This window comes from Pseudomonas imperatae (assembly GCF_057128625.1).
The window spans coordinates 1-21,512 of the sequence record NZ_JBSKHP010000036.1; the positions used below are offsets into that span (position 1 = coordinate 1).

Genomic DNA, 21,512 nt, shown 5'->3' on the forward strand with positions numbered 1-21,512 from the left:
CCTCCCTCCGGCGTCGCTCAAGCGGACGACGGCCCGGAATAGAAGCGCCTCCGGTTCCGTCTTCCCCGGCTACGCCGTGGACCGCTTGATCGACGCCTCCAGTCGGCCCTGGCGCTTTACGGGGCCAAGATCAAAAGCCAAAGCCAAAGCCAAAGCCAAAGCCAAAGCCAAAGCCAAAGCCAAAGCCAAAGCAAGAGCAGGAGCAAGAGCAGGAGCAAGAGCGGGGCGGTGCTGCGCTGCGCTGTACGGTTTCCCCCTCCCAGTCGTCGCCAACCGCTCAACATCAAGCCTCCCCCCGTTGTGAGCCCACCGCCCGAAGCGTAGAATCACGCCCATCAGGCTTTACCCCCCAATACCCATAAGAATCTGACCTAGCGCTCTGCCCGGGCATTCATCACCCGGGCAGGGCGTTCGTGCGTGGATTTTTCGGGGGGCAGGCCTTTATCCAGCGGAGGCAATGACGGCACCCATGAACACCACCGATACCCGCAACGGCAGCTGGCTGAGCGTGATCGCCCTGGCGCTGGCCGCCTTTATCTTCAACACCACGGAATTCGTCCCGGTGGGGCTGTTGAGCGCCATCGGCGGCAGTTTCCAGATGACCACGGCCCAGGTCGGCCTGATGTTGACGGTGTATGCCTGGGTGGTGTCGTTGATGTCGCTGCCGATGATGCTGCTGACCCGCAACATCGAGCGCCGCAAGCTGCTGATGTTCGTGTTCGCGATGTTCATCGCCAGCCACGTGCTGTCGGGCCTGGCGCCCAGCTTTGCGGTGCTGCTGGTGAGCCGTATCGGCATTGCCGTGGCGCACGCGGTGTTCTGGTCGATCACCGCGTCGCTGGCAGTGCGCGTGGCGCCGGCGGGCAAGCAGGTGCAAGCGCTGGGCCTGTTGGCCACTGGTACTTCGCTGGCCATGGTGCTGGGCATTCCCCTGGGTCGGGTGGTGGGCGAGTGGCTGGGCTGGCGCATGACCTTCATGGCCATCGCCGGCGTGTCGGCGGTGACCGTGTTGATCCTGGCGCGGTCGCTGCCGTTGCTGCCCAGCCAGAACTCCGGCTCGCTGCAGAGCCTGCCGATCATCTTCAAGCGCCCGGCGCTGATGTCGCTGTACCTGCTGACCGCCGTGGTGGTGACCGCGCAGTTCACCGCCTACAGCTACATCGAGCCGTTCGCCCAGTTGGTGGCGCACCTGAGCGGCGAGATGACCACCGTGCTGTTGCTGCTGTTCGGCGGCGCCGGGGTGATTGGTTCGATCGTCTTCAGCCTGTTCAACAACCGCTTCCCCCGTGGCCTGCTGGTCTTCGCCATCGCCGCCCTGGCCCTGTGCCTGGCGCTGCTGTTGCCGCTGGCCGGGCACCCTGCCGGGTTGGGCAGCATGAGCGTGGTGTGGGGCATGTCGATCATGTGCTTCGGCCTGATCCTGCAGGCCAAGGTGCTGTCCCTGGCGCCGGACGCCACCGACGTGGCCATGGCCCTGCATTCGGGCATCTACAACGTCGGCATCGGCGGCGGCGCGCTGCTGGGCAGCGTGGTCAGCAGCCACATGGGCGTGGCCAACGTCGGCGTGGTGGGCGGCGTGCTGGCGTTGGCCGGGCTGGTGTGGTGCGGCATCATCACCCACCGCTATGGCCTGCCCAAGGCCCCGGTGCCGGTGGGGCAGCCCCGCGAGGCCTGAGCCGCGGCGGTTTCCCACGGGCGTGGATCCGTGCTTTAGTGTCCTCATGCGCCATGAGGACACTTGCCTATGCGTCACGACCCGTTCCGTATTCCCACCGATGCCGAGATAGACGCTGCCGAACAGCGCCTGGGCATGGACTTCCCCGAGGCCTACCGGGCCTTCCTCAAGGGCGGCAGTGATGTCGCCAACGCCGCCTTCGAGCCTGCCGTGGTGTTGCCGGGTTCGGCTGAGCTGGACCTGATCGATATCGCCCACACGGCCTGGAAGCACCAGGGCGTGCCCCGCGACCTGCTGCCCTTCATCGAAGCCGATGGCGACTATTTCTGCGTCAATGCCCGCGGCCAGGTGCTGTACTGGTCGCGCCAGGGGCCGCCGCAACCGCGCTGGTCGAGCTTCAAGGTGTGGCATGAACAGGTGTGCTTGAACGACGACTGAGCGTGCTTGCAGGTTATGGCAACATGTTGTAAAACATTGCTCGTATAAAGGTTGTTCATCATCTATTTAACAATGACAAAAGGAACGCCGCCATGCCGCTCGTGCGCATCGATGTAGCCAAGGACACCTCCACCGACACCGTAAAGGCCATCAGCGACGTGGTCTACGAGGCCATGACCCGCACCGCCAACGTGCCGGCCCACGACAAGTTCCAGATCATCAGCCGCCATGCCAGCGACGAGTTGGTGTACCCGGCCGAAGGCTACCTGGGCGTCAGCTACACGCCACGCATCGTGTTCATCCAGGTGACCTGGAACACCGGGCGCAGCACCGAAGTTAAAAAAGCCTTCTACCAGGCGGTGGCCAGCGGTATCCACGAGCGCACCGGCATTCGCAAGGACGACGTGTGGATCAGCCTGGTGGAGGTCAACCGCGAAGACTGGTCGTTCGGCCAGGGCGAGATGCAGTACGCACCGACTCATTGACGGCCACGGCCCCTGAAGGAACGACCATGCTTTCCACCTTTGTCGCCAGCCGCCTGGCGCCGCGCAACGTCCACTACGGCTGGGTCGTGGCGGCCGTGACCTTCCTGACCATGCTGGTAATGGCTGGCGCCATGGGTGCGCCGGGCGTGTTCATCGTGCCGCTGGAGCGCGAGTTCGGCTGGAGCAGTGCGCAGATCTCCTCGGCGCTGGCCGTGCGTTTCGCCCTGTTCGGGCTGATGGGGCCGTTCGCGGCGGCCTTCATGAACTACTTCGGCCTGCGCCGGGTGGTGCTGGTGGCCGTGGCGGTGGTGTTGTGCGGGCTATTGGGGTCGATGGTCATGACGCAATTCTGGCAGCTGGTGCTGCTGTGGGGCGTGGTCATCGGCGTGGGCACCGGGCTCACCGCCATGGTGCTGGGCGCCACCGTGGCCACGCGCTGGTTCAGCCAGCGCCGCGGCCTGGTGGTGGGGCTGCTGTCGGCCAGCACTGCTACAGGGCAGTTGGTGTTCATGCCGTTGCTGGCGTCGCTCACCGAGCATCATGGCTGGCGGGTGGGGCTGTCGTTCATCTGCTGCGCCATGGCGATAGCGGCCGTGGCGGTGGTGATGCTGCTGCGTGACCGCCCGGCGGACATGAACCTGCCGGCGTATGGCGACAGTGCGGTTGCGCCCGCACCGGCCGGCGCCGCGAGCCTGCTGGCGATGCTGATCAGCCCCTGGCGCGTGCTGCGCGACGTCAGTGGCAGCTGGACCTTCTGGGTGCTGTTCCTGACCTTCTTCGTGTGTGGTGCCAGCACCAATGGCTTGGTGCAGACCCACTTCATCAGCCTGTGCGGCGACTACGGCCTGGTGGCCACCAGCGCGGCGGGCATCCTGGCGATGATGGGCATCTGCGACTTCTTCGGCACCGTGGGCTCGGGCTGGCTGTCCGACCGTTTCGACAACCGCTGGCTGCTGTTCTGGTACTACGGTTTGCGCGGGGTGGCGCTGATGATGCTGCCGTTCACCGACTTCACCGTGTGGGGGCTGTCGCTGTTCGCGGTGCTGTATGGCCTGGATTGGATCGCCACGGTGCCGCCCACGGTCAAGCTGGTGGCGCAGACTTTCGGCAGCGAGCGCGCCAACATTGTCTTTGGCTGGGTGTTTGCCGGCCACCAGCTGGGGGCGGCGTTCGCGGCGTACGGGGCAGGGCTGACCCGTACCTTGATGGCCAGCTACATCCCGGCGTTTTTCGTGGCCGGGATGTTGTGCGTGCTGGCGTCGTTGATAGCGTTGTCGATACCGGTGCTGCGCAAGCGCGCCGCGGCCCAAGGGGCGTAGCAGCGGCCGCAGGCCGCGTCCGGCCCTGATGCGGTTTTCCTGCAAAACCGCGGCGCCTTGGACGCGGCCTGCGGCCGCTGCTACGGAAATCCTGCGGTCCGGGGTATCAGGGGCGCAGCAGGATCTTGCCCTTGCGGCCGGGCTGCAGGCTGGCGGCTGCGGCCTGGGCCACGTCGGACAGGTCGTAGATCGCTTCCACCGGCAATTTCAGCTCGCCACTGGCCGCCAGGCGCAGCAGTTCGCCGATCAGCCGGCGCTTTTCGTCCACCGACAACTTCGCGCCCACGGTGCTGCCCCAGAACCCCTTGACCGTGGCCTGCTTGAAGATCAGGTCGCCGGAAGAGATCTGCATGGGCTCGCCGGTCATGGAGCCGAACGACACCAACAGGCCGTTCTCCGCCAGCAGCCCCAGCAGGTCGCCGGCGGCGCTGCCGCCCACCGAATCCACGGCCGCACGAATCGGCGCGTCACCGGCAATGGCGCGGACCTTGTCCTGCCAGCCGGCCTGGGCGGTGGACACGGCGTTGCCGATGCCCAGTTCGGTCAGCTCGGCCACGCCGGCGTCGCGGCGCACCAGGTTGATGGTGTTGACGCCGCGCGCGGCAGCCAGCATCGCCAGGGTCTTGCCCACCGCGCCGTTGGCGGTGTTCTGCAGGATGAAATCGCCCGGTTGCACTTCAAGGAATTCCAGCAGCATCAGCGCGCTCAGGGGCATGGCGATCAGCTGCGCCGCGGCCTCGTCGGCGATCGCCGGTGGCAGCGGTACCAGCAGCTTGGCGGGGGCCAGGAAATACTCGGCCCAGGTGCCATGCACGGCGGCCACGGCGAAGCGCTGGCCCAGGGTGATGCCTTCCACGCCTGCGCCCAGGGCGTCGATCACGCCCACCGCTTCGCTGCCGCCAATGGCCGGCAACGTCGGCTTGTAGCCGTACTGGCCGCGGATGGTCCACAGGTCGTGGTTGTGGATCGGCGCCAGCAACGTCTTGATCCGGACCTGGCCGGGGCCTGGCTCGGGCAGCGGGCTGTCGCCCAGGCAGAGAACGTCGGCGGGCTCACCAAAGGTGGGGTGCAGGGCACTGTGCATGTGGAGCTCCTTGTTGTTGGATGGGCAGCGAGGGGGAAGGGGTAGGGTGGCAAGCCAGCAGCGCGCCGGTGGCGGCCAGGGCCTGGTGCAAAGGCGTCTTGTCGCGGCCCAGCTTGGCCAGCAGCGCGGCGCCCAGCCACATCTGGTACAGCACCTGGGCCAGCGCCAGGGGCTCGGCACCGGCCGGCAGCGAACCGTCGGCGCGGCCTTCGCGAATCAGCGCAGCCAGGCGCGCTACCAGCGCGGCGACGCCGGCGTCCAGCACCTGGCGCATGTCTTCGGAGAGGTCGGCCACCTCGGCGGCCAGTTTCACCACCAGGCAGTCTTCAGCCCAGCCGTCTTCCCCGGCCTCGGCGAGCCACGCCTGCCAGTAGCGCATCAGCCGCTCGCGGCCGCTGCTGCCGTCGGCCGCCAGGAGTGCGTTCAAGCGCTGGCCGTACTGGGCCACGTACTGCTGCAACAGCGCGCAACCGAAGGCTTCCTTGGACGGGAAGTAATGATAGAACGAGCCCTTGGGTACCCCGCAGGCCTTGAGGATTTCCAGCAACCCGACGCCCACGAATCCCTTGCGCAGCACCAGCTGCTGGCCGGTGTCGAGGATGTGCTGGCGGGTGGCTTCGGCTTTCTTGGTCAATGTCATGCCAGCCATTATGCATGAAACAGACCGGTCGTCTAGCTGCCCAATGCTCGCATGGCGACATTGCGCCACGGCGCCGTAGGATGGACGCGCCGCTGCCCCTGCGCTATCGTCGCGCCCGCGCTGGGCCCGCTCGGGTGGCAGCTTTTCCTACAGGGAGTGGTGCATGCAAGGCAGGATGAAGAACCGCGCGTGGGTGCTGCTGGTCGGGGTGGCGTTCATCGTCGCCGATCAACTGGTCAAGCTGTTGGCCCTGGCAGCCTTGCAGACCCAGAGCTTCAAATTTGGCAGCGACCCCGTCAACCTGGCGCTGGCGTTGAGCCTCAACCCTGGTGCGTTCCTCAGCGTAGGCGCCGCGCTGCCGCCATTGGTCAAGCAACTGATCTTCATCATCGGCGTGGCCGTAGTAGTCGGTTGGGCGGGCTATTGGGCGCTGAAGCACTGGCCCACCGCCACCGGCAAGGCACTGGCCGTCTACGCCATCGCCCTGGGCGGCGCCGGCAACCTGATCGACCGCGTGTTCCGCGACGGCCACGTGGTGGATTACCTGATTATCAACGTCGGTGCCGCCCACACTGGCGTGTTCAACCTCGCTGACATCGCTATAACCGCCGGCGCCCTGGCGCTGGCCTGGGACATGTTTGCCTCGCCCAAGGCGCAGAAATAACCCTTGGCAGGGACGCCGCTGAACAGGACACGAACCATGCAAGACAATGAATTGAACACCCTTCGCGCGGAAATCGACGCGTTGGACGAGGCGGTGATCCGCCTGCTGGGCCAGCGCTTCGTGGCCACGCAAAAGGTCGGCGAGCTCAAGGCCAGCCAACAACTCGACGCCGTGGACCCGGCCCGCGAAGCCCGCCAGGCCCAGCGCTACGCAGCGCTGGCGGCGCAGCACGGCGTTAGCGAAGACGTGGTGCAACGGGTGTTCCGCGTGGTCATCGACGAAGTGGTGCAAAACCACAAGGCGCTGCGCAACAACTGACCCGTAGCAGCTGCCGCCAGGCTGCGTCTGCTTCATGCGTTGAACCAGGCACACCGCAGGGTCCATGACGCGGCCTGGAGGCCGCTACTACGGGGGGCGCGTGTACCGTCGTCGATCGCGCCGTCTGCATCGCGGCCAAGGCCGGCTCCTACCACGGACGGCGTAGGAGCCGACTTTAGTCGCGATGCAGACGACGCTGGTTCAAGACAGTTTGCTGCCACCGACTTCTGCTATGACTGCAATGAGATCATTGATTGCAATACGGAGGCGCTCATGGCCAGTATTACCATCAGAAACATCGAAGACAGCCTGAAGGCGTTGCTGCGCATCGAAGCCGCCAACAATAATCGTTCAATGGAGGAGGAAGCTCGGGTCCTTCTCCGTCGCGCGCTGGTGAAACCCCCCGCGAAAAGCGGGTTTGGCAGCCGCATTCACGCGCGCTTCGCCGAGGACGCCATCGAGCTTGAACTGCCGGATCGCTCGGAGGCGCCTCGGGGCGAGGATCTTTTCCGGTGATTGTCCTCGACACCAACGTGCTTTCTGAGCTCATGCGGCCGGCGCCGGCTGCCAATGTCCTCGAATGGCTGGACAACCAGGACGCCGGTGACCTGACCACCACCTCCATTACCGTGGCAGAAGTGCTCTTCGGGCTTGCCGGCCTGCCAAGCGGGCAGCGCAAGGTCCGGCTGCAGACCCTGGCCACTCGCAACACAAAGGATTTTCAGCATCTGCCCATCGAGCTCATCAATCCGTGGGAGCCGATGCGCTGACAGCCTGCGCTTGGCGCGCAGCTTGGTTATAACCATAGTCAATAACGATCTAAACGTTAATAACGGAAGCGGCTATCCTGCCCGCCAGTTTTTGCGCGTGTTTAAGGCTCAGCAATGGATGTCGGTAATTTCGGTTTTGTGGTTGCAGGCCTTATCGTCGGCTTTGTAGTAGGGATGACCGGTGTCGGCGGCGGTTCGCTGATGACCCCGATCCTGTTGTGGTTCGGTATCAACCCGGCGACGGCCGTGGGCACTGACCTGCTGTACGCGGCCATCACCAAGTCCGGTGGCGTGCTGGTGCACCGCAAGAACAAGAACATCGACTGGGGCGTGACCGGCTGGTTGACCCTGGGCAGCGTGCCGGCGGTGGCGCTGACGCTGTGGTTCCTGAAGAGCTTCGACACCAACCCCAAGGCCCTCAATGGCCTGATCACCCAGGCGTTGGGCTATGTGCTGCTGCTGACCTCGGCGGCGGTGCTGTTCAAGCACAAGCTGCTGGCGTTCGCCCACCGCCGTGGCGGTGACAAGTCGCTGTTCAGCGGCACGCGCCTGAATGTGCTGACGGTGATCACCGGCCTGGTGCTGGGCACCATGGTGGCCCTGACTTCCATCGGCGCCGGCGCCCTGGGCACCGTGGCGCTGTTCATTCTTTACCCGCTGCTGCCCACCCGGCGCCTTGTAGGCACCGAGATTGCCCACGCCGTGCCGCTGACCCTGGTGGCGGGCCTGGGCCACGCCAGCATGGGCAACATGAACTGGGAACTGCTGGGCTTCCTGCTGATGGGCTCGCTGCCCGGCATCTACCTGGGCAGCCAGCTCACCGGGCGCATTCCCGATGCGGTGCTGCGCCCGTGCCTGGCGTTCATGCTGCTGTCCATCGGCTACAAGCTGGCCTTCTGATACGGCGGGCTTGCGCCCGCCGTCGCCTTACGCGTGCAGCCAGGCCTTGGCGTGTTCGCGCATCTGTTGTTCCAACTCACTGCCACGGGTGGCGAACACCCGGCCCAACGGGAAGCCGGCCTTCTCCAGCAGGTACGCCAGGCTGGCGTATTCACGCGGGTACTTGGCCACCACGGCGCTGTCGATCTCGACCGGGCCCAGGGGGAAGGTGAAGTAGCCCATGTCATAGACGGCCTGGCGCTTGAACAGCTTCCACTGGCCGTCGCGTTTTTCCACCAGGTCGTAGAAGCGTGCGTGGGTGTTGCAGCCCAGGTTCAGGCGGGTGTCTTCGCCGATGATCATCGAGTTGGTCTCGGCGATGGCCTTGTCGCCGTGGAAAGTCACCATGGGCGTGGCGATGAAGTGCTTGTTGCGCAGGGTCGAGGCGCCCATGCGGATGGAGCCGTCGATGAAGTCGCTGGCCAGGCCCTCGAACCAGGTCACGGCGACGGTGCCGTCGGGGTGGAACAGGTTGCGCAACTCGTCCCAGTTGCCGAGGTCGCGGTGCATCCAGCCGGTAATCAGGTCGGTGATCTGTTGGCGGTCTTCCAGGGTGTGGCTCATGGTGTGTTCCGGTTCAGTGGGTGAGGGCTTCAGCTTCTGCCGGTTTGCGGTTAACCTCAAATAGATAGATCTGACAGATCCATCACTTTAAATGATTGATTGAGGGCGACCATGGAACTGCGGCACTTGCGGTACTTTCTCGCCGTGGCGGAAGAGGGCCATTTCGGCCGTGCCGCCGAGCGCGTGCATATCGTGCAGTCGGCGCTGAGCATGCAGATTCGCGCGCTGGAGGAGGAACTGGGCGGCCCGCTGTTCGTGCGCACCAGCCGCCAGGTGCGCCTGACCGAGGCCGGCGAGGCCTTTCGCGAGCAGGCCCGGCGCACCCTGGAGCAGGCCGAGCATGCGCGGTTGACCGTGCAACGCTCGCTACGCGGCGAGACCGGACGGGTGCGGGTGGGCTTTGCCGGCAACGCGGTGTTCAGCGGCAAGCTGATGAGCGACCTGCGCGCCTTCCACGCCGCCTACCCGGACGCCGAGTTGGTGGTGGAAGAGGTGGCGCCGTCACGCCAGGGCGAGGCGCTGCTGGCCGGCCAGCTGGACATCGGCTACACCCCGGCGCAGGTGGTGGGCGAGGCCGTGCCGCTGCGCCTGGACGCGGTAGGCCGCTGGCCCTTGCTGATGGCCATGGAGCGCAGCCACCGGTTGGCCGGCGAGCCTCTGTTGACCGCAGCGATGCTGCACGATGAACCGATGATTCTGTACGCCGCCGACCCCCACGACCGCAGTCTGGAAGCCAGCCTGCGCGAGGCCCTGGGCGGCAGCCTCAAGGTGGCCCACCGCGCCGGCAACAGCCTCACCGTATTGGCCCTGGCCGCCGCGGGCCTGGGCCTGGCGCTGGTGCCCGAACCGCTGGTGCAGGTGGCCCTGGCGCAGCTGGTGTACAAGCCGCTGGCCATCGCCGGCATGCACACCGAACTGAGCATGCTCAGCCGCCCGGATGAAACCAGCGGTGCGGTGCAGGCGTACCTGGCCCTGGCCCGCGCTCAGGGGTGAGCGGCCAGCCAGTCGTGGATCATTGCGCGCAGGCGCTCCCCGGAAAAACTCGGGAAGTGGCCGCCGTGCACGGTACGCACCGGCAGGTTTTGCAGCCGCTCGAGGCTGGCGCGGTACTGCTCGAGGTTGGAGTGGTAGGCGTCCTCGATCAGCGGGCCGTCGTAGACGATGTCGCCGGAGAACAGCGTGCCGCTGGCCGCTTCCCACAGGCAGATGCCGCCCGGCGAATGGCCGGGGGTGTGCAGCACTTCCAGCACCCGGTCGCCAAGGTCCAGCACGTCGCCTTCGTCGATCAGGCGGGTGACCGGCGCTGCCTTCACCCGGTATTCCTCGTAGCACAGCGGGCAGCCGGGGTGGGCGTCGAACATTGGGTCGCCGATGCACAGGTCGGCCAGGGTCAGGTCGTTGCGCGGGTCGGCCATGATAGCGGCTTCGGCCGGGTGCGCCAGGCGGTCGCTGAACTCGTGGTGGCCGGCGATGTGGTCGAAGTGGCTGTGGCTGGCCACCGCCAGCAGCGGCCGCTCGGTCAGCCAGGGCAACTGCTGGCGCAGGCTGACCAGCCCTGAGCCGGTGTCCACCAGCACGTCACGGTCGCGGCCGCTGATGTGCCACAGGTTGCAGCGGTAGAACGGCTTGATGAACGGCTCGTGAATCAGCTTCACGCCGTCGGCCAGCGGCTGTACTTCGAACCATTGTTCAGGGGTGACGATGCGCATGGGGCGGGACCTTGCGGCGAACCTTCGCCGGGAATGGGCGTCCGAAGGTGTGGACTCTGGGAGGTTAACGCTTTTGAAAGACGCCATCATCAAGAAGTACCGCCTGATCATCAAGACCCTGGGCTACGTGGGCTGGGCGCTGTTCTGGCTGCTGATCTGGGACATCCTGGTGACCGTGGACTTCATGCTCTACCTCAACAGCAAGGTCACCCTGCCGCTGATGCCCCTGACCCTGCTGGGTTCGGCGCTGGTGGTGCTGATCAGTTTTCGCAACAGTAGCGCCTACAACCGCTGGTGGGAGGCGCGCACCCTGTGGGGCGGGCTGGTGAACAGCTCGCGCAGCTTCGCCCGGCAGGTGCTGACCCTGATCGACGACGAGAACGGCGACGCCAACCCGGTGAAAGCCACGCTGCTGCGCCGCCACGTGGCCTACGTCAACAGCCTGGCCGCTGCGCTCAAGGGCAGCCAGTGCCCACCGGAGCTGAAGGCCTTCGTGCGCGCCGACGAGTTCGAGCGCAGCGCCAGCTCCAACAACTTCGCCAACGACATCCTCAACGGCTCGGCCAACCTGCTGGCCCGCGAGTACAAGGCCGGGCGCCTGGACAGCATCCGCCTGGCGCGGCTGGAGTCGACCCTGGTGGACCTGTCCAACAGCCAGGGCGGCCTGGAGCGCATTGGCAACACGCCGCTGCCGTTCCCCTACGTGTACTTCCCGCGGCTATTCATCTCGGTGTTCTGCCTGATCGTGCCGGTGGGCCTGGTGGAGTCGTTGGAGTGGTACACGCCGCTGGCCTCGACCGTGGTGGGCTTCATGCTGCTGGCCATCGAGCGCATCGGCACCGACCTGCAAAGCCCGTTCAAGCCCAGCGAGCACCAGATCAAGATGGACGCCATCTGCGAGACCATCGAGAAGAACCTGGAGTCGATGCAACGCCAGGCGCAGCATGCCGAGCTGATCGATTGAGGCCGCGCGCATGGGGTTCGACACAACCCTTAACACTCCTTCGATTGCCACCCTGCCCGGTGCGCCCTTACCCTGCGCACCGTCTCCGAAGCCTCGGGGATCAGGTTTAGCGACCTGCGCGGAACACTGCAGCACCATACCGCTTGTTTCAGGCTCCCACGCCTGCGATAAGTGTTATGGCAGCTGCGTGTGGGAGACCTTACGGTCTGCCGGTACCGCCCGGTTCGCTAACCTGCACGCAGCTGCCACCCCAATTCCCAACAATCGTGGCAGCCCTTCACCCGCAAGGAGCTTCCGCCATGGCCACCTTCGTCGCCACCACCTTTTTCCGCCACCAACTGCCCTTGCGCGCGCTGATGATCGAGGACCAGGCCTGGCTGTGCATCCACGACCTGGGCCGGCTGATGGGCGTGCATTTCGTGGAGCGGCGCATCCGCAGCCTGGACGCCGACCAGCACCGCGAGGCGTGGGTGCAGCTGGACGGGGAGTGGGGCCGGCACTTGCTGGTGAGCGAGACCGGCGCGGTGACCTTGATCATGCACAGCCAGATGCCCGAGAACCGCGCGCTGCGCCAGTGGCTGACGCTGGAAGTGGTGCCGACGCTGCGGCGCATGGGCCCCGGCGAGGTGCCGGCGGTAACGGCCATGTGCGCCCATGGTGGGCAGGTGAAGGTGCTGTATTGGCAGGATGAACCGTGGATTCGCCTGCGCGATATGCCCGAGGTGCTGCCCATCAACCGCCCGCAGAAAGCCCCGTGGTGGCGCGTATGGGCATAATCCCGTAGCAGCAACTGTCTTGTGGGAGCTGGCTTGCCAGCGAGCTTTTAGGCCCCAACAGCTCGCTGGCAAGCCAGCTCCCACAGGATGTAGCAGCCGCAGGCCGCGCCCCAGGCGCCGCGGTTACGGCGCGGTGGGGAGCCATTGGGATTGGGCCTGGCGGTAGGTGCCGGTGGCCTTGGCCAGGTGCAGCCATTGGTCCACGTACAGCTTCCAGGTGAGGTCGCCCTGGGGCAGCAGGTAGGCTTTTTCACCGTATTGCATGTACTGCGCCGGGTTCACCGCGCACAGCCCCGGCTGCAGTTTCTGGTGGTACAGCGCCTCGGAGGCGTCGGTGATCATCACGTCGGCCTTGTGCTGGCGCAGTTCCTCGAAGATCGTCACGTTGTCGTGCAGGCTCAGCTGCGCCTTGGGCAGGTAGGCGTGGACGAAGGCTTCGTTGGTGCCACCGGCCGGTTCTATCACCCGCACCTGGGGGCGGTTGATCTGCTCGATGCGCTGGTACTTGGCCTGGTCTTCGCAACGCACCAGCGGCACCTTGCCGTCCACGTCGAGGATGCTGCTGAACCACGCCTGCTTCTGCCGCGCCAGGGTCACCGAGATGCCGCCCACGGCGAGGTCGCACTGGCCGGCGAGAAAATCGGGCATCAGGGTTTTCCAGGTGGTGGGCACCCACTGCACCGTGGCGCCCAGGCTCTGGGCCAGGTTTTGCGCCAGGCTGACGTCGATGCCCTCGTAGCTGCCATCGGCCTTTTTGAAGGTGTAGGGCTTGTAGTCGCCCGTGGTGCAGACGTTGAGGTGGCCGCGCTGTTGGATGAGTTCCAGGCGCGACGGCAGGGTGTCGGCCAGGGCCAGGCCAGGGAGGAGGGTAGCCAGCAGGCAGGTGGCAAGCTTCATGGGGGCGCTCTTGTTGTTGAGTTCCGGGATGAAATCACAGCCTGCCGGCAAAAGCACGCAGGTGCGCGATGGGCACCGTCAGTCAGGATCAAGAGGGGCGATAACTGGCTGAAATCAAACCGAAACATTGTTGTCCTACAGTCCACGCCGACATAACGAGGACAGACTCTGTGAACCGACCTGCAAGACACCTGCGCAAGACCCTGGACGCCGTGGCAGCCAACAACCAGTCGGCGGCCCTGGACGTGATGCGCGCCCTCGACCAACTGGGCGACGAGGTGCTGCGCCAGCGCCTGCTGGGCGTGATCCACCGCCTCAACCAGGACGCCGAAGAACTGCGCCTGGCCCGTGACGAGGTGCAGGGCACCCAGGTGAAACGCGCCTGAACCTGCCCGGTGGTCTTTCTTCATCCAAGCGGGTTTGACAAGCTTTGGATACCTGATTTGCTTCACTCAAAGGCCCCTAGAAGAGCCTGCACAGCCTGAGTGGAGAACGCTTCATGCAACGTCGAGAGGTACTTACGTCCATCGTCGTGCTCGCCGCCGCTGGCACGCTTCCCCCGGCCAAGGCCGCCATCATTCGTGGCGAAGCGCCCTGGGCCCCCGAGTCCACCCAGCCACCCGAGCCGTTCAAGGCGGGCGGGCTGACCTTTCTCTCCGCCGCCGAAGCCAAGACCCTGAGCGCCATCGCCGACCGCCTGATCCCGGCGGATGAGCTGGGCATGGGCGCCACCGAGGCCGGCTGCGTGCAATTCATCGATCGCCAACTGGCCGGGCCGTTCGGCAACGCCGGCACCCAATACCGCGAGGGGCCGTTCCTGGAAGGCACCGCGCAGCAGGGCCCGCAGTTCAAGCAGACCCCCGCCGAGCGCTACCGCAGCGCCCTGGCCGCGCTGGAGCAGTACTGCAACGCCCAGGAGCAAAAGGCTTTCAGCGACCTGGCGCCCGAGCGCCAGGACACCTTGCTGACCCTGCTCGAAGCCGGCACCTTGCCGCTGCCCGGCATGAACCCGGCCGCCGTTGCCGGCTTCTTCAACCTGGTGCTGCAGAACGTGCGCGAAGGCTATTTCGCCGACCCGATCTACGGCGGCAACAAGGACATGGTGGGCTGGAAGCTGGTGGGTTTCCCGGGCGCGCAGTACGACTTTCGCGACGTCATCGAGCAACGCGGCCAGAAGCTGGACATCATTCCGGTAAGTATGGTGCAGCGCGACACCTGACGCCGCTTGCCGGTTGTCCCTACTGGTCTGCTTCTGCTTCTGCTTTTGTGCAAGGAGTATCGCCCGATGGCAAATTCTCTTCCCAAAGCCGACGTGGTCATCGTCGGGCTGGGTTGGGCCGGTTCGTTGATGGCCAACGAACTGACCCTGGCCGGCCTCAACGTGGTGGCCATTGAACGCGGCGCATGGCGCGACACCAGTTCGCAGTACCCCACCAGCATCGACACCGACGAGCTGCGCTTCGCCAGCCGCCGCGGCATGCTGCAGCCCCAGGCGGTGGAAACCCTGACCTTCCGCAACACGCCGCTGCAGCAGGCGCTGCCCCTGCGTGACTGGAACTGCTACCAGTTCGGCTGGGACGTGGGCGGCGCCGGCACCCACTGGAACGGCATGACCTGGCGCTTCCTGCCCTACGACTTCCAGAGCTACAGCCAGACCGTGGAGCGCTACGGCAAGGGCAAGCTGGTCGACGGCTTGCAGGTGCAGGACTGGGGCGTGACCTACGCCGACCTGGAACCCTTCTACGACAAGTTCGAGCGCCTGGCCGGCACCTCCGGCAAGGCCGGCAACATTAACGGCGTCAAGCAGCCGGGCGGCAACGTCTTCGAAGGCCCGCGCAGCCGTGACTACCCCCTGCCGCCGCTGGCGCGCACGCGCCTGGCCGAGATTTTCACCAAGGGCACCGAGGCCATGGGCCTGCACCCGTTTGCGGTGCCGGCCGGCAACACCTCCGGCGCCTACGTCAACCCCCTGGGCGTGCACATGGCGCCGTGCACCTACTGCGGCTACTGCGAGTTCTTCGGCTGTGGCAACTGGTCCAAGAGCAGCCCCCAGGCGTGCATCCTGCCGGCCGTGGTGGCTCGCGAAAACTTCACGGTGATCACCGAGTGCGAGGTACTGCGGGTGAACCTGGCGGCCGACGGCAAGACCGCCACCGGCGTCACCTACGTGGACCGCGCCGGCCAGCAGCACGAGCAGCGCGCCGACATCGTGGTGATCGCCGCCTACCAGATGGACAACGTGCGGCTGATGCTGCTGTCGAAAATCGGCAAGCCCTACAACCACCAGACCGGGGAGGGCGTGGTGGGGCGCAACTACGCCTACCAGACCATCGCCGGCGCCGGCATTTTCTTCGAGAACGAGACCCTCAACCCCTTCATCGGCGCCGGTGCGCTGGCCCAGGCGGTGGACGATTTCAACGGCGACAACTTCGACCACAGCCAGCACGACTTCATCGGCGGTGGCGTGGCCCTGGTGCACTCCACCAACGGCCGGCCCATTGGCCTGGCGGGCAACCTGCCGCCGGACGCGCCGCGCTGGGGCAAGGGCTGGAAGGCCGCCTACAAGCAGAGCTACCAGAACGCCAATTCGGTGTACTGCATGGGCAACAGCTACCCGCACCGCGACGTGTTCCTGGACCTGGACCCGCTGTACAAGGACCGCCATGGCCAGCCGTTGCTGCGGGTGACCTTCGACTGGAACGAGAACGACCGCCGCTCGGCGCATTTCATGGCTGACCGCTCGGTAGAGATCGGCCACGCCATCGGCGCCCGGACCGTGGTGCGCTCCGAGCCCACGGCCAAGCCGTTCTCGCCCATGGACCAGCTGTCCTCGCACACCACCGGTGGCGCGGTGATGGGCGACAACCCGAAAACCAGCGCCCTGAACCGTTACCTGCAGTGCTGGGACGTGCACAACATCTTCGTCGTCGGCGCCTCGGCCTTCGCCAATAACGGCGGCTACAACCCCACCGGCACCGTGGGCGCGCTGACCCTGTGGGCGGCGCAGGCCATCAAGGACCATTACCTCAAGGCCCCTGGCCCATTGGTGAGAACATGAGCGTGCGCACGCGTACGTGGCTGCTGCGCGGCCTGGTCGTGGTGGTCATTGCCGGGGTGGCGTTCGTCGCCTGGAACCTGCGCGGGCCGCGGGCCATCGACCCTGCCGAACCCGACTTCACCGGCTCGGCCGACACCACGCCCGGCTCGCTGGCCACCAGCGTCGACCCGGTCAAGCGCGGCCTGTACCTGGCGCAACAGGGCGACTGCGTGGCCTGCCACACCGCGCCCGGCGGCAAGCCGTTCGCCGGCGGCCTGGCCCTGGACACCGGCTTTGGCATTGTCTACGCCAGCAACATCACCCCCGACAAGGACACCGGCATCGGCGGCTGGACCGACCAGGAGTACCTGCACGCGGTGCGCGACGGTGTCGGCCGCCACGGCGCGCCGCTGTACCCGGCCATGCCCTACAACGACTACGCGCTGGTCAGCGACCAGGACCTGCTGGCCATCAAGGCGTACCTGGCGACGGTGCCGGCGGTGAACAACAAGGTGCCGGCGCCGCACATGCCGTTCCCCTTCGACATCCGCCAGATGATGTGGGGCTGGAACCTGCTGTTCTTCCGCAACCACACCTACGTGGCCGACAGCGGCCAGTCCGCCGAGTGGAACCGCGGCGCCTACCTGGTGCAGGGCCTGGGCCACTGCACCGCCTGCCACACGCCGAAGAACTTCATCGGCGGCGACAAGGGCGGCCAGCCGCTGCAAGGCTTCCAGCTGCAGGGCTGGTACGCGCCGGAGCTGTCCAATAATCCTTACCAGGGGCTGGGCCAGTGGTCGGTGGAAGAGCTGGTGGGCTATTTGAAGACCGGCGGCAACGTTCACAGCGTGGCGTCCGGGCCCATGGCCGAGGCGGTGTACAACTCCACCCAGCACTTCAACGACGCCGACCTCAAGGCCATGGCCGTGTACCTGAAGAGCCTGCCCGGCTCGGACCACAAGCGCCCCGACGCGTTGCAGGCCGATGACCAGGCCATGGTGCTGGGCAAGCAGATCTACGCGGCGAACTGTGCGGCCTGCCATATTTCCACGGGGCAGGGCGTGGACGGCATGGTCACCTCGTTCAAGGGCGCGGCGGGCATCCAGGCGCCGGACGCCTCCAGCCTGATCCGCACGGTGTTGCTGGGCAGCCGTGGCGCGGCCACCCAGGCCAACCCGACGGCGGCGGCCATGCCCAACTTCAGCTGGAAGCTGTCGGACGCGCAGACGGCGGCGGTGCTGACCTACATCCGCAACAGCTGGGGCAACGCCGCGGCGCCAGTGACCATCGACCAGGTGGCCAACGCCCGCACCAACCTGAAGGCGCGCCCCACCCTGTAGCAGCGGCCGCAGGCCGCGTCACGGCCACCGCGTTGCGCGTGACGCGGCCTGCGGCCGCTGCTACGGTAGATTTGTTTATGGTTATGTTATAGTGTAACAACAACTATTGTTGCCATGGACACTTGCCGATGCCCCTCGTTGCTGCGCTTCCCGACGTCGCCCTTACCGACCTGCCGCCTGCCCATGGCCCACTGGACTGGGTCGGCATGCAGCACATCGAGCTGCCCGTGCAAGTGGCCGAGCCAGGCTGCCTGGGCACGGTAGCAGCCCAGGCCGATGTGCAGGTCGACCTGCCCGACGCCGCCACCAAGGGCATTCACATGTCGCGGCTGTATCGCTTGCTCGACCTGCTGGAAGGGCAGGCGCTGAGCCCGGCCAGCCTGGCCCGGGTGCTGGCGCAGATGGTGGAAAGCCACGCCGACTGCCAGTCCCGCCAGGCGCGCCTGCAACTGGCATTCACCCTGTTGTGCCGGCGCCCGGCGCTGGTCAGCAGCGGGCTCAGCGGCTGGAAGGGCTACCCGGTGCGCCTGCGCGCCCATTGGCACGCCGGCGTGCTGCAGCTGCGGGCGCGGGTCGAGGTGGGGTATTCGTCGACCTGCCCGTGCTCGGCGGCGCTGGCCCGGCAGGTGGTGGAGCAACGTTTCCTCGACCAGTTCGGCCAGCGCGGAGGCCTTGGCGCGCAGGAGGTGGCGGCCTGGCTGCGCGCCAACGCCAGCGCCGCCACGCCCCACAGCCAGCGCAGCGTGGCCAGTATCGAGGTGAGCATTGCCGGGCACGCCGGCACACTGGGCCTGATGGCGCTGATCGACCAGGCCGAGGCCGCCCTGGGCACGCCGCTGCAGACCGCGGTCAAGCGCGCCGACGAGCAGGCCTTCGCGCAGCTTAACGGCGAGCACCTGATGTACGTCGAGGACGCCGCGCGCAAGCTGACCCAGGCGCTACAGGCCACCCATGACCAGGTGCAGGTGTTCGTCTCCCACCGCGAAAGCCTGCACCCCCACGATGCCGTGGCCTGGGCGGCCAGGCCCTGACCCCGCCCCACCATCCCCGTAGCAGCAACTGTCTTGTGGGAGCTGGCTTGCCAGCGAGCTTTTATGGTCCCAACAGCTCGCTGGCAAGCCAGCTCCCACAGGCCGCGTCCCGTCCCCCACGATTTCATCAAACGCCACTGGACAGATCTCAATATTGCAATGTTATAATGTAACAAATCTTGTCGAGTAATCACCGTGATCCCCCACCCACTCTCCACCCTGACCCGCTCGGCGCTCCAGCGCCTGGCGCTGTCGTTGCTGCCCCTGGCCCTGCTATGGGCCGCTGTCGCCTGGGCGGTGGCCATTCCATGAGCGCCGCCGTCATCCTCGAAGACCTGACCGTCACCTACGAACGCCGCGCCGCCGTGCACCACGTCAGCGGCCGCTTCGATGCCGGCAGCCTCACCGCCGTGGTCGGCCCCAACGGCGCCGGCAAGTCGACACTGATCAAGGCCATCGTCGGCGTGCTGCAACCGGCCCAGGGCCAGGTGCGTCTGGGCGGCCTCAGCGCCCGCGCCATCGGCTACCTGCCGCAGGCGGCGGAGATCGATCGCAGCTTCCCCATCAGTGTTGCCGACACCGTGGCCATGGGCGCCTGGGGCCAGATCGGCGCCTGGCGCGCGCTCACCGGCGGCCTGGCCCGGCGTGCCCGCGAGGCGCTGGAGGCGGTAGGGCTGGAAGGTTTCGAGGCGCGTGCCATCGGCTCACTGTCCTCCGGGCAACTGCAGCGGGTGCTGTTTGCCCGCCTGCTGGTGCAGGACGCCCAGCTGATCGTGCTGGACGAACCCTTCACCGCCATCGACGCGCGCACCACCCACGACCTGCTGCAGCTGGTGCGCACCTGGCACGGCCAGGGCCGCACGGTGATTGCCGTGCTGCACGACCTGGAACAGGTGCGCGAGCATTTCCCGCAGACCCTGCTGCTGGCCCGCGAGCGCATCGGCTGGGGCGCCACGGGTGAGGTGCTGTGCAGCGCCAACCTGCGCCAGGCGCGCAACATGGCCGAGTTCTGGAGCGCCGACGCCGCGCTGTGCCAGGCCGACACGGGAGCGCGGCCATGATGCTCTACAGCAACCTGGTACAGCCGTTCGTGGAGTTCGGTTTCATGCGCCGCGCGCTGGTGGCGTGCCTGGCGCTGGGCATCGGCTCGGGGCCGGTGGGCGTGCTGCTGATGCTGCGGCGCATGAGCCTGGTGGGCGACGCCATGAGCCACGCGGTGTTGCCGGGGGCGGCGCTGGGCTTCCTGGTGGCTGGCCTGTCGCTGCCGGCCATGGGCCTGGGCGGGCTGATCGCCGGGCTCACCGTGGCGCTGCTGGCCGGGCTGGTCAGCCGCCTGACCACGCTGAAGGAAGACGCCAGCTTCGCCAGTTTCTACCTGGCCTCGCTGGCGGCCGGGGTGATGATTGTCTCGCTGCACGGCTCCAACATCGACCTGTTGCACGTGCTGTTCGGCACCATCCTGGCCATCGATGACCAGGCCATCTACATGGTCGCCGGCATCGCCTCGTTCACCCTGATGCTGCTGGCGCTGATCTTCCGGCCACTGGTGCTGGAGTGTTTCGACCCCGGCTTCCTGCGCGCCGTGGGCGGCCGCGGCTCGCTGTACCACGTGCTGTTCTTGCTGCTGGTGGTGCTCAACCTGGTGTCCGGTTTCCAGGCGCTGGGCACGCTGATGGCGGTGGGCATGATGATGCTGCCGGCCACCGCCGCGCGTTTCTGGGCCACTTCGCTGACCGCGCTGATGCTGGTTTCGACCCTGATCGCGACGCTGTCCGGGTTGATTGGACTGATCGTCTCTTATCACCTGGGCGTGGCTTCCGGCCCCGCCATCGTGCTCACCGCCAGCGCCTTCTACGGCGTGTCGGTGCTGTTCGGCCGCAGCGGCATGCTGCGGCGCTTCTTCCCCCAACCCCACCTGTCAAACTGAAGGACCACCATGAAACGCACACTCCTTGTGGCTGCTGCTGTGCTTACCCTGTCCGCGTTCAGCGCCCTGGCCCAGGCCAAGCCCCTGGAAGCGGTGGCCTCGTTCACCGTGATTGCCGACATGGTGCACACCGTGGGCGGCGAGCACGTACACGTGACTTCGCTGATCGGCCCAAACGGCGACCCCCATGTTTACGAACCGACCCCGGCCGATGCCCAGGCCCTGCGCCACGCCGACCTCACCTTCGTCAGCGGCCTGCACCTGGAAGGCTGGATGGACCGGCTGATCACCGCGTCGGGCTACCAGGGGACGCCGGTGGTGTTGTCCACGGGCATCAAGACCCGCAGCATGGAGGAGGACGGCCAGCAGATCACCGACCCCCACGCCTGGAACAGCGCCGCCAATGGCGTGGTGTATGTGCGTAACATCGTCGCCGCGCTGAAGCAGGCCGACCCCGCCGACGCTGCCGAATTCCAGGCCAATGGCGACCGCTACATCGACCAGTTGCAGGCCCTGGACCGCTACGCCCGCAGTGAGATTGCCAGCATCCCCAAGGCCCAGCGCAAGGTGCTGACCTCCCACGACGCCTTCGGCTACTTCGGTGACGCCTATGGCGTGACGTTCCTGTCGCCGCTGGGCTTCTCCACCGAGAACGAGGCGTCGGCGGCGGACGTGTCGAAGTTGATCCGGCAGATCAAGGGCGAGCACGTCAGCGCCTACTTCTTCGAGAACTCCGGCGACCCGCGGCTGGTCAAGCAGATTGCCGCGGCCACCGGCGCGCAGCCGGGCGGCGAGCTGTACGTGGAGGCCCTGAGCCCGGCGGACGGCCCGGCCTCCACCTACGCGAAGATGTTCCATTACAACGTCGACAAGTTGGTGGCGGCGATGAAGGCCGGGCATTGACCGCGATGCAGGCGACGCGATTCATGGGGGAT

General features: G+C 66.5%; 25 protein-coding genes. 20 read left to right on the plus strand and 5 right to left on the minus strand.

What is annotated here, in order from left to right:
• The first annotated feature begins 457 nt into the window (after positions 1–457).
• The 4 genes from ACWKWX_RS29690 to ACWKWX_RS29705 all read left to right on the plus strand — a co-directional run bounded on the left by ACWKWX_RS29690 (position 458) and on the right by ACWKWX_RS29705 (position 3,917).
• The gene (locus ACWKWX_RS29690) at positions 458–1,675 is read left to right on the plus strand and encodes a sugar transporter (protein WP_483829612.1); all 1,218 of its coding nucleotides are present in this window, start codon (positions 458–460) and stop codon (positions 1,673–1,675) included.
• Positions 1,676–1,744: 69 nt separating this feature from the next.
• Entirely contained in the window at positions 1,745–2,113 is a 369-nt protein-coding gene (locus ACWKWX_RS29695) for an SMI1/KNR4 family protein (protein WP_483829613.1), read from the plus strand.
• A gap of 92 nt (positions 2,114–2,205) precedes the next feature.
• Complete coding sequence (locus ACWKWX_RS29700) at positions 2,206–2,598, plus strand: tautomerase family protein (RefSeq protein ID WP_416424814.1); 393 nt, start codon at positions 2,206–2,208, stop codon at positions 2,596–2,598.
• 26 nt (positions 2,599–2,624) lie between these two features.
• Positions 2,625–3,917 (plus strand): MFS transporter, encoded by a 1,293-nt coding sequence (locus tag ACWKWX_RS29705; RefSeq protein ID WP_483829614.1) that lies wholly within the window; start codon positions 2,625–2,627, stop codon positions 3,915–3,917.
• A gap of 106 nt (positions 3,918–4,023) precedes the next feature.
• Here ACWKWX_RS29705 and ACWKWX_RS29710 read toward each other — a convergent pair whose 3' ends face one another.
• Together ACWKWX_RS29710 and ACWKWX_RS29715 are read right to left on the minus strand one after the other, a co-directional pair.
• On the minus strand, positions 4,024–5,001 hold the full coding sequence (locus tag ACWKWX_RS29710; RefSeq protein WP_476297334.1) for a zinc-binding dehydrogenase: 978 nt from the start codon (positions 4,999–5,001) through the stop codon (positions 4,024–4,026).
• Complete coding sequence (locus ACWKWX_RS29715) at positions 4,970–5,641, minus strand: TetR/AcrR family transcriptional regulator (protein ID WP_416424811.1); 672 nt, start codon at positions 5,639–5,641, stop codon at positions 4,970–4,972. Before ACWKWX_RS29715 ends, ACWKWX_RS29710 begins: the two co-directional genes overlap by 32 nt.
• A gap of 163 nt (positions 5,642–5,804) precedes the next feature.
• On the opposite strand from ACWKWX_RS29715, the gene ACWKWX_RS29720 reads away from it, so the two are divergent.
• From ACWKWX_RS29720 to ACWKWX_RS29740, 5 genes are all read left to right on the plus strand, one after another.
• Positions 5,805–6,305 carry a signal peptidase II gene (locus ACWKWX_RS29720; protein WP_483829615.1) on the plus strand — a complete coding sequence of 167 codons (501 nt, stop codon included), beginning with the start codon at positions 5,805–5,807 and terminating at the stop codon, positions 6,303–6,305.
• 36 nt (positions 6,306–6,341) lie between these two features.
• Positions 6,342–6,623, plus strand: a complete 282-nt coding sequence (locus tag ACWKWX_RS29725; protein ID WP_483829616.1) for a chorismate mutase — start codon at positions 6,342–6,344, stop codon at positions 6,621–6,623.
• A gap of 273 nt (positions 6,624–6,896) precedes the next feature.
• Positions 6,897–7,139, plus strand: a complete 243-nt coding sequence (locus tag ACWKWX_RS29730) for a FitA-like ribbon-helix-helix domain-containing protein (protein ID WP_416424808.1) — start codon at positions 6,897–6,899, stop codon at positions 7,137–7,139.
• Positions 7,136–7,393 (plus strand): PIN domain-containing protein, encoded by a 258-nt coding sequence (locus ACWKWX_RS29735; RefSeq protein WP_476297340.1) that lies wholly within the window; start codon positions 7,136–7,138, stop codon positions 7,391–7,393. Before ACWKWX_RS29730 ends, ACWKWX_RS29735 begins: the two co-directional genes overlap by 4 nt.
• A 114-nt stretch (positions 7,394–7,507) precedes the next feature.
• Positions 7,508–8,293 carry a sulfite exporter TauE/SafE family protein gene (locus ACWKWX_RS29740; RefSeq protein WP_416424806.1) on the plus strand — a complete coding sequence of 262 codons (786 nt, stop codon included), beginning with the start codon at positions 7,508–7,510 and terminating at the stop codon, positions 8,291–8,293.
• 27 nt (positions 8,294–8,320) lie between these two features.
• Here the strand turns inward: ACWKWX_RS29740 and ACWKWX_RS29745 are convergent, their stop codons facing one another.
• Entirely contained in the window at positions 8,321–8,896 is a 576-nt protein-coding gene (locus ACWKWX_RS29745) for a nuclear transport factor 2 family protein (RefSeq protein ID WP_416424805.1), read from the minus strand.
• A gap of 111 nt (positions 8,897–9,007) precedes the next feature.
• Between ACWKWX_RS29745 and ACWKWX_RS29750 the strand changes: the two genes are divergently transcribed.
• A complete protein-coding gene (locus ACWKWX_RS29750; protein WP_416424804.1) occupies positions 9,008–9,889 on the plus strand; it encodes a LysR substrate-binding domain-containing protein in 882 nt (293 codons plus the stop codon).
• On the opposite strand, the gene ACWKWX_RS29755 is transcribed toward ACWKWX_RS29750, so the two are convergent.
• Positions 9,880–10,605, minus strand: coding sequence for an MBL fold metallo-hydrolase (locus tag ACWKWX_RS29755; protein WP_483829617.1), 726 nt, complete (start codon positions 10,603–10,605; stop codon positions 9,880–9,882). The genes ACWKWX_RS29750 and ACWKWX_RS29755 overlap by 10 nt on opposite strands.
• Before the next feature lie 73 nt (positions 10,606–10,678).
• On the opposite strand from ACWKWX_RS29755, the gene ACWKWX_RS29760 reads away from it, so the two are divergent.
• Positions 10,679–11,569 carry a bestrophin family protein gene (locus ACWKWX_RS29760; protein ID WP_476297345.1) on the plus strand — a complete coding sequence of 297 codons (891 nt, stop codon included), beginning with the start codon at positions 10,679–10,681 and terminating at the stop codon, positions 11,567–11,569.
• A gap of 299 nt (positions 11,570–11,868) precedes the next feature.
• Positions 11,869–12,345: a BRO-N domain-containing protein gene (locus tag ACWKWX_RS29765; protein WP_483829618.1), complete on the plus strand. Its 477-nt coding sequence runs from the start codon at positions 11,869–11,871 to the stop codon at positions 12,343–12,345.
• A gap of 123 nt (positions 12,346–12,468) precedes the next feature.
• Here ACWKWX_RS29765 and ACWKWX_RS29770 read toward each other — a convergent pair whose 3' ends face one another.
• On the minus strand, positions 12,469–13,242 hold the full coding sequence (locus ACWKWX_RS29770; protein ID WP_483829619.1) for a transporter substrate-binding domain-containing protein: 774 nt from the start codon (positions 13,240–13,242) through the stop codon (positions 12,469–12,471).
• Positions 13,243–13,412: 170 nt separating this feature from the next.
• Here ACWKWX_RS29770 and ACWKWX_RS29775 point away from each other — a divergent pair, with 170 nt between their 5' ends.
• The 8 genes from ACWKWX_RS29775 to ACWKWX_RS29810 all read left to right on the plus strand — a co-directional run bounded on the left by ACWKWX_RS29775 (position 13,413) and on the right by ACWKWX_RS29810 (position 21,480).
• A complete protein-coding gene (locus ACWKWX_RS29775; RefSeq protein ID WP_416424798.1) occupies positions 13,413–13,628 on the plus strand; it encodes a hypothetical protein in 216 nt (71 codons plus the stop codon).
• 113 nt (positions 13,629–13,741) lie between these two features.
• Positions 13,742–14,461, plus strand: coding sequence for a gluconate 2-dehydrogenase subunit 3 family protein (locus ACWKWX_RS29780; RefSeq protein ID WP_483829620.1), 720 nt, complete (start codon positions 13,742–13,744; stop codon positions 14,459–14,461).
• Positions 14,462–14,527: 66 nt separating this feature from the next.
• Positions 14,528–16,300 (plus strand): GMC family oxidoreductase, encoded by a 1,773-nt coding sequence (locus ACWKWX_RS29785; RefSeq protein ID WP_483829621.1) that lies wholly within the window; start codon positions 14,528–14,530, stop codon positions 16,298–16,300.
• Positions 16,297–17,619 (plus strand): c-type cytochrome, encoded by a 1,323-nt coding sequence (locus ACWKWX_RS29790; RefSeq protein WP_483829622.1) that lies wholly within the window; start codon positions 16,297–16,299, stop codon positions 17,617–17,619. Before ACWKWX_RS29785 ends, ACWKWX_RS29790 begins: the two co-directional genes overlap by 4 nt.
• 128 nt (positions 17,620–17,747) lie before the next feature.
• Positions 17,748–18,650 carry a GTP cyclohydrolase FolE2 gene (gene folE2, locus ACWKWX_RS29795; protein WP_483829623.1) on the plus strand — a complete coding sequence of 301 codons (903 nt, stop codon included), beginning with the start codon at positions 17,748–17,750 and terminating at the stop codon, positions 18,648–18,650.
• Positions 18,651–18,958: 308 nt separating this feature from the next.
• Positions 18,959–19,711 (plus strand): zinc ABC transporter ATP-binding protein AztA, encoded by a 753-nt coding sequence (gene aztA / locus ACWKWX_RS29800; protein WP_483829624.1) that lies wholly within the window; start codon positions 18,959–18,961, stop codon positions 19,709–19,711.
• Positions 19,708–20,577 (plus strand): metal ABC transporter permease, encoded by an 870-nt coding sequence (locus ACWKWX_RS29805; protein WP_483829625.1) that lies wholly within the window; start codon positions 19,708–19,710, stop codon positions 20,575–20,577. Before aztA ends, ACWKWX_RS29805 begins: the two co-directional genes overlap by 4 nt.
• Positions 20,578–20,586: 9 nt before the next feature.
• Positions 20,587–21,480, plus strand: a complete 894-nt coding sequence (locus ACWKWX_RS29810) for a metal ABC transporter substrate-binding protein (protein WP_483829626.1) — start codon at positions 20,587–20,589, stop codon at positions 21,478–21,480.
• Positions 21,481–21,512: the final 32 nt, after the last annotated feature.

Bases quoted from the DNA above. Each gene is read 5' to 3' on its own strand.
- ACWKWX_RS29690 (WP_483829612.1), top strand. From the start codon at position 458: ATGACGGCACCCATGAACACCACCGATACCCGCAACGGCAGCTGGCTG.
- ACWKWX_RS29695 (WP_483829613.1), top strand. From the start codon at position 1,745: ATGCGTCACGACCCGTTCCGTATTCCCACCGATGCCGAGATAGACGCT.
- ACWKWX_RS29700 (WP_416424814.1), top strand. From the start codon at position 2,206: ATGCCGCTCGTGCGCATCGATGTAGCCAAGGACACCTCCACCGACACC.
- ACWKWX_RS29705 (WP_483829614.1), top strand. From the start codon at position 2,625: ATGCTTTCCACCTTTGTCGCCAGCCGCCTGGCGCCGCGCAACGTCCAC.
- ACWKWX_RS29710 (WP_476297334.1), bottom strand. From the start codon at position 5,001: ATGCACAGTGCCCTGCACCCCACCTTTGGTGAGCCCGCCGACGTTCTC.
- ACWKWX_RS29715 (WP_416424811.1), bottom strand. From the start codon at position 5,641: ATGACATTGACCAAGAAAGCCGAAGCCACCCGCCAGCACATCCTCGAC.
- ACWKWX_RS29720 (WP_483829615.1), top strand. From the start codon at position 5,805: ATGCAAGGCAGGATGAAGAACCGCGCGTGGGTGCTGCTGGTCGGGGTG.
- ACWKWX_RS29725 (WP_483829616.1), top strand. From the start codon at position 6,342: ATGCAAGACAATGAATTGAACACCCTTCGCGCGGAAATCGACGCGTTG.
- ACWKWX_RS29730 (WP_416424808.1), top strand. From the start codon at position 6,897: ATGGCCAGTATTACCATCAGAAACATCGAAGACAGCCTGAAGGCGTTG.
- ACWKWX_RS29740 (WP_416424806.1), top strand. From the start codon at position 7,508: ATGGATGTCGGTAATTTCGGTTTTGTGGTTGCAGGCCTTATCGTCGGC.
- ACWKWX_RS29745 (WP_416424805.1), bottom strand. From the start codon at position 8,896: ATGAGCCACACCCTGGAAGACCGCCAACAGATCACCGACCTGATTACC.
- ACWKWX_RS29750 (WP_416424804.1), top strand. From the start codon at position 9,008: ATGGAACTGCGGCACTTGCGGTACTTTCTCGCCGTGGCGGAAGAGGGC.
- ACWKWX_RS29755 (WP_483829617.1), bottom strand. From the start codon at position 10,605: ATGCGCATCGTCACCCCTGAACAATGGTTCGAAGTACAGCCGCTGGCC.
- ACWKWX_RS29765 (WP_483829618.1), top strand. From the start codon at position 11,869: ATGGCCACCTTCGTCGCCACCACCTTTTTCCGCCACCAACTGCCCTTG.
- ACWKWX_RS29770 (WP_483829619.1), bottom strand. From the start codon at position 13,242: ATGAAGCTTGCCACCTGCCTGCTGGCTACCCTCCTCCCTGGCCTGGCC.
- ACWKWX_RS29780 (WP_483829620.1), top strand. From the start codon at position 13,742: ATGCAACGTCGAGAGGTACTTACGTCCATCGTCGTGCTCGCCGCCGCT.
- ACWKWX_RS29785 (WP_483829621.1), top strand. From the start codon at position 14,528: ATGGCAAATTCTCTTCCCAAAGCCGACGTGGTCATCGTCGGGCTGGGT.
- ACWKWX_RS29790 (WP_483829622.1), top strand. From the start codon at position 16,297: ATGAGCGTGCGCACGCGTACGTGGCTGCTGCGCGGCCTGGTCGTGGTG.
- folE2 (WP_483829623.1), top strand. From the start codon at position 17,748: ATGCCCCTCGTTGCTGCGCTTCCCGACGTCGCCCTTACCGACCTGCCG.
- aztA (WP_483829624.1), top strand. From the start codon at position 18,959: ATGAGCGCCGCCGTCATCCTCGAAGACCTGACCGTCACCTACGAACGC.
- ACWKWX_RS29805 (WP_483829625.1), top strand. From the start codon at position 19,708: ATGATGCTCTACAGCAACCTGGTACAGCCGTTCGTGGAGTTCGGTTTC.
- ACWKWX_RS29810 (WP_483829626.1), top strand. From the start codon at position 20,587: ATGAAACGCACACTCCTTGTGGCTGCTGCTGTGCTTACCCTGTCCGCG.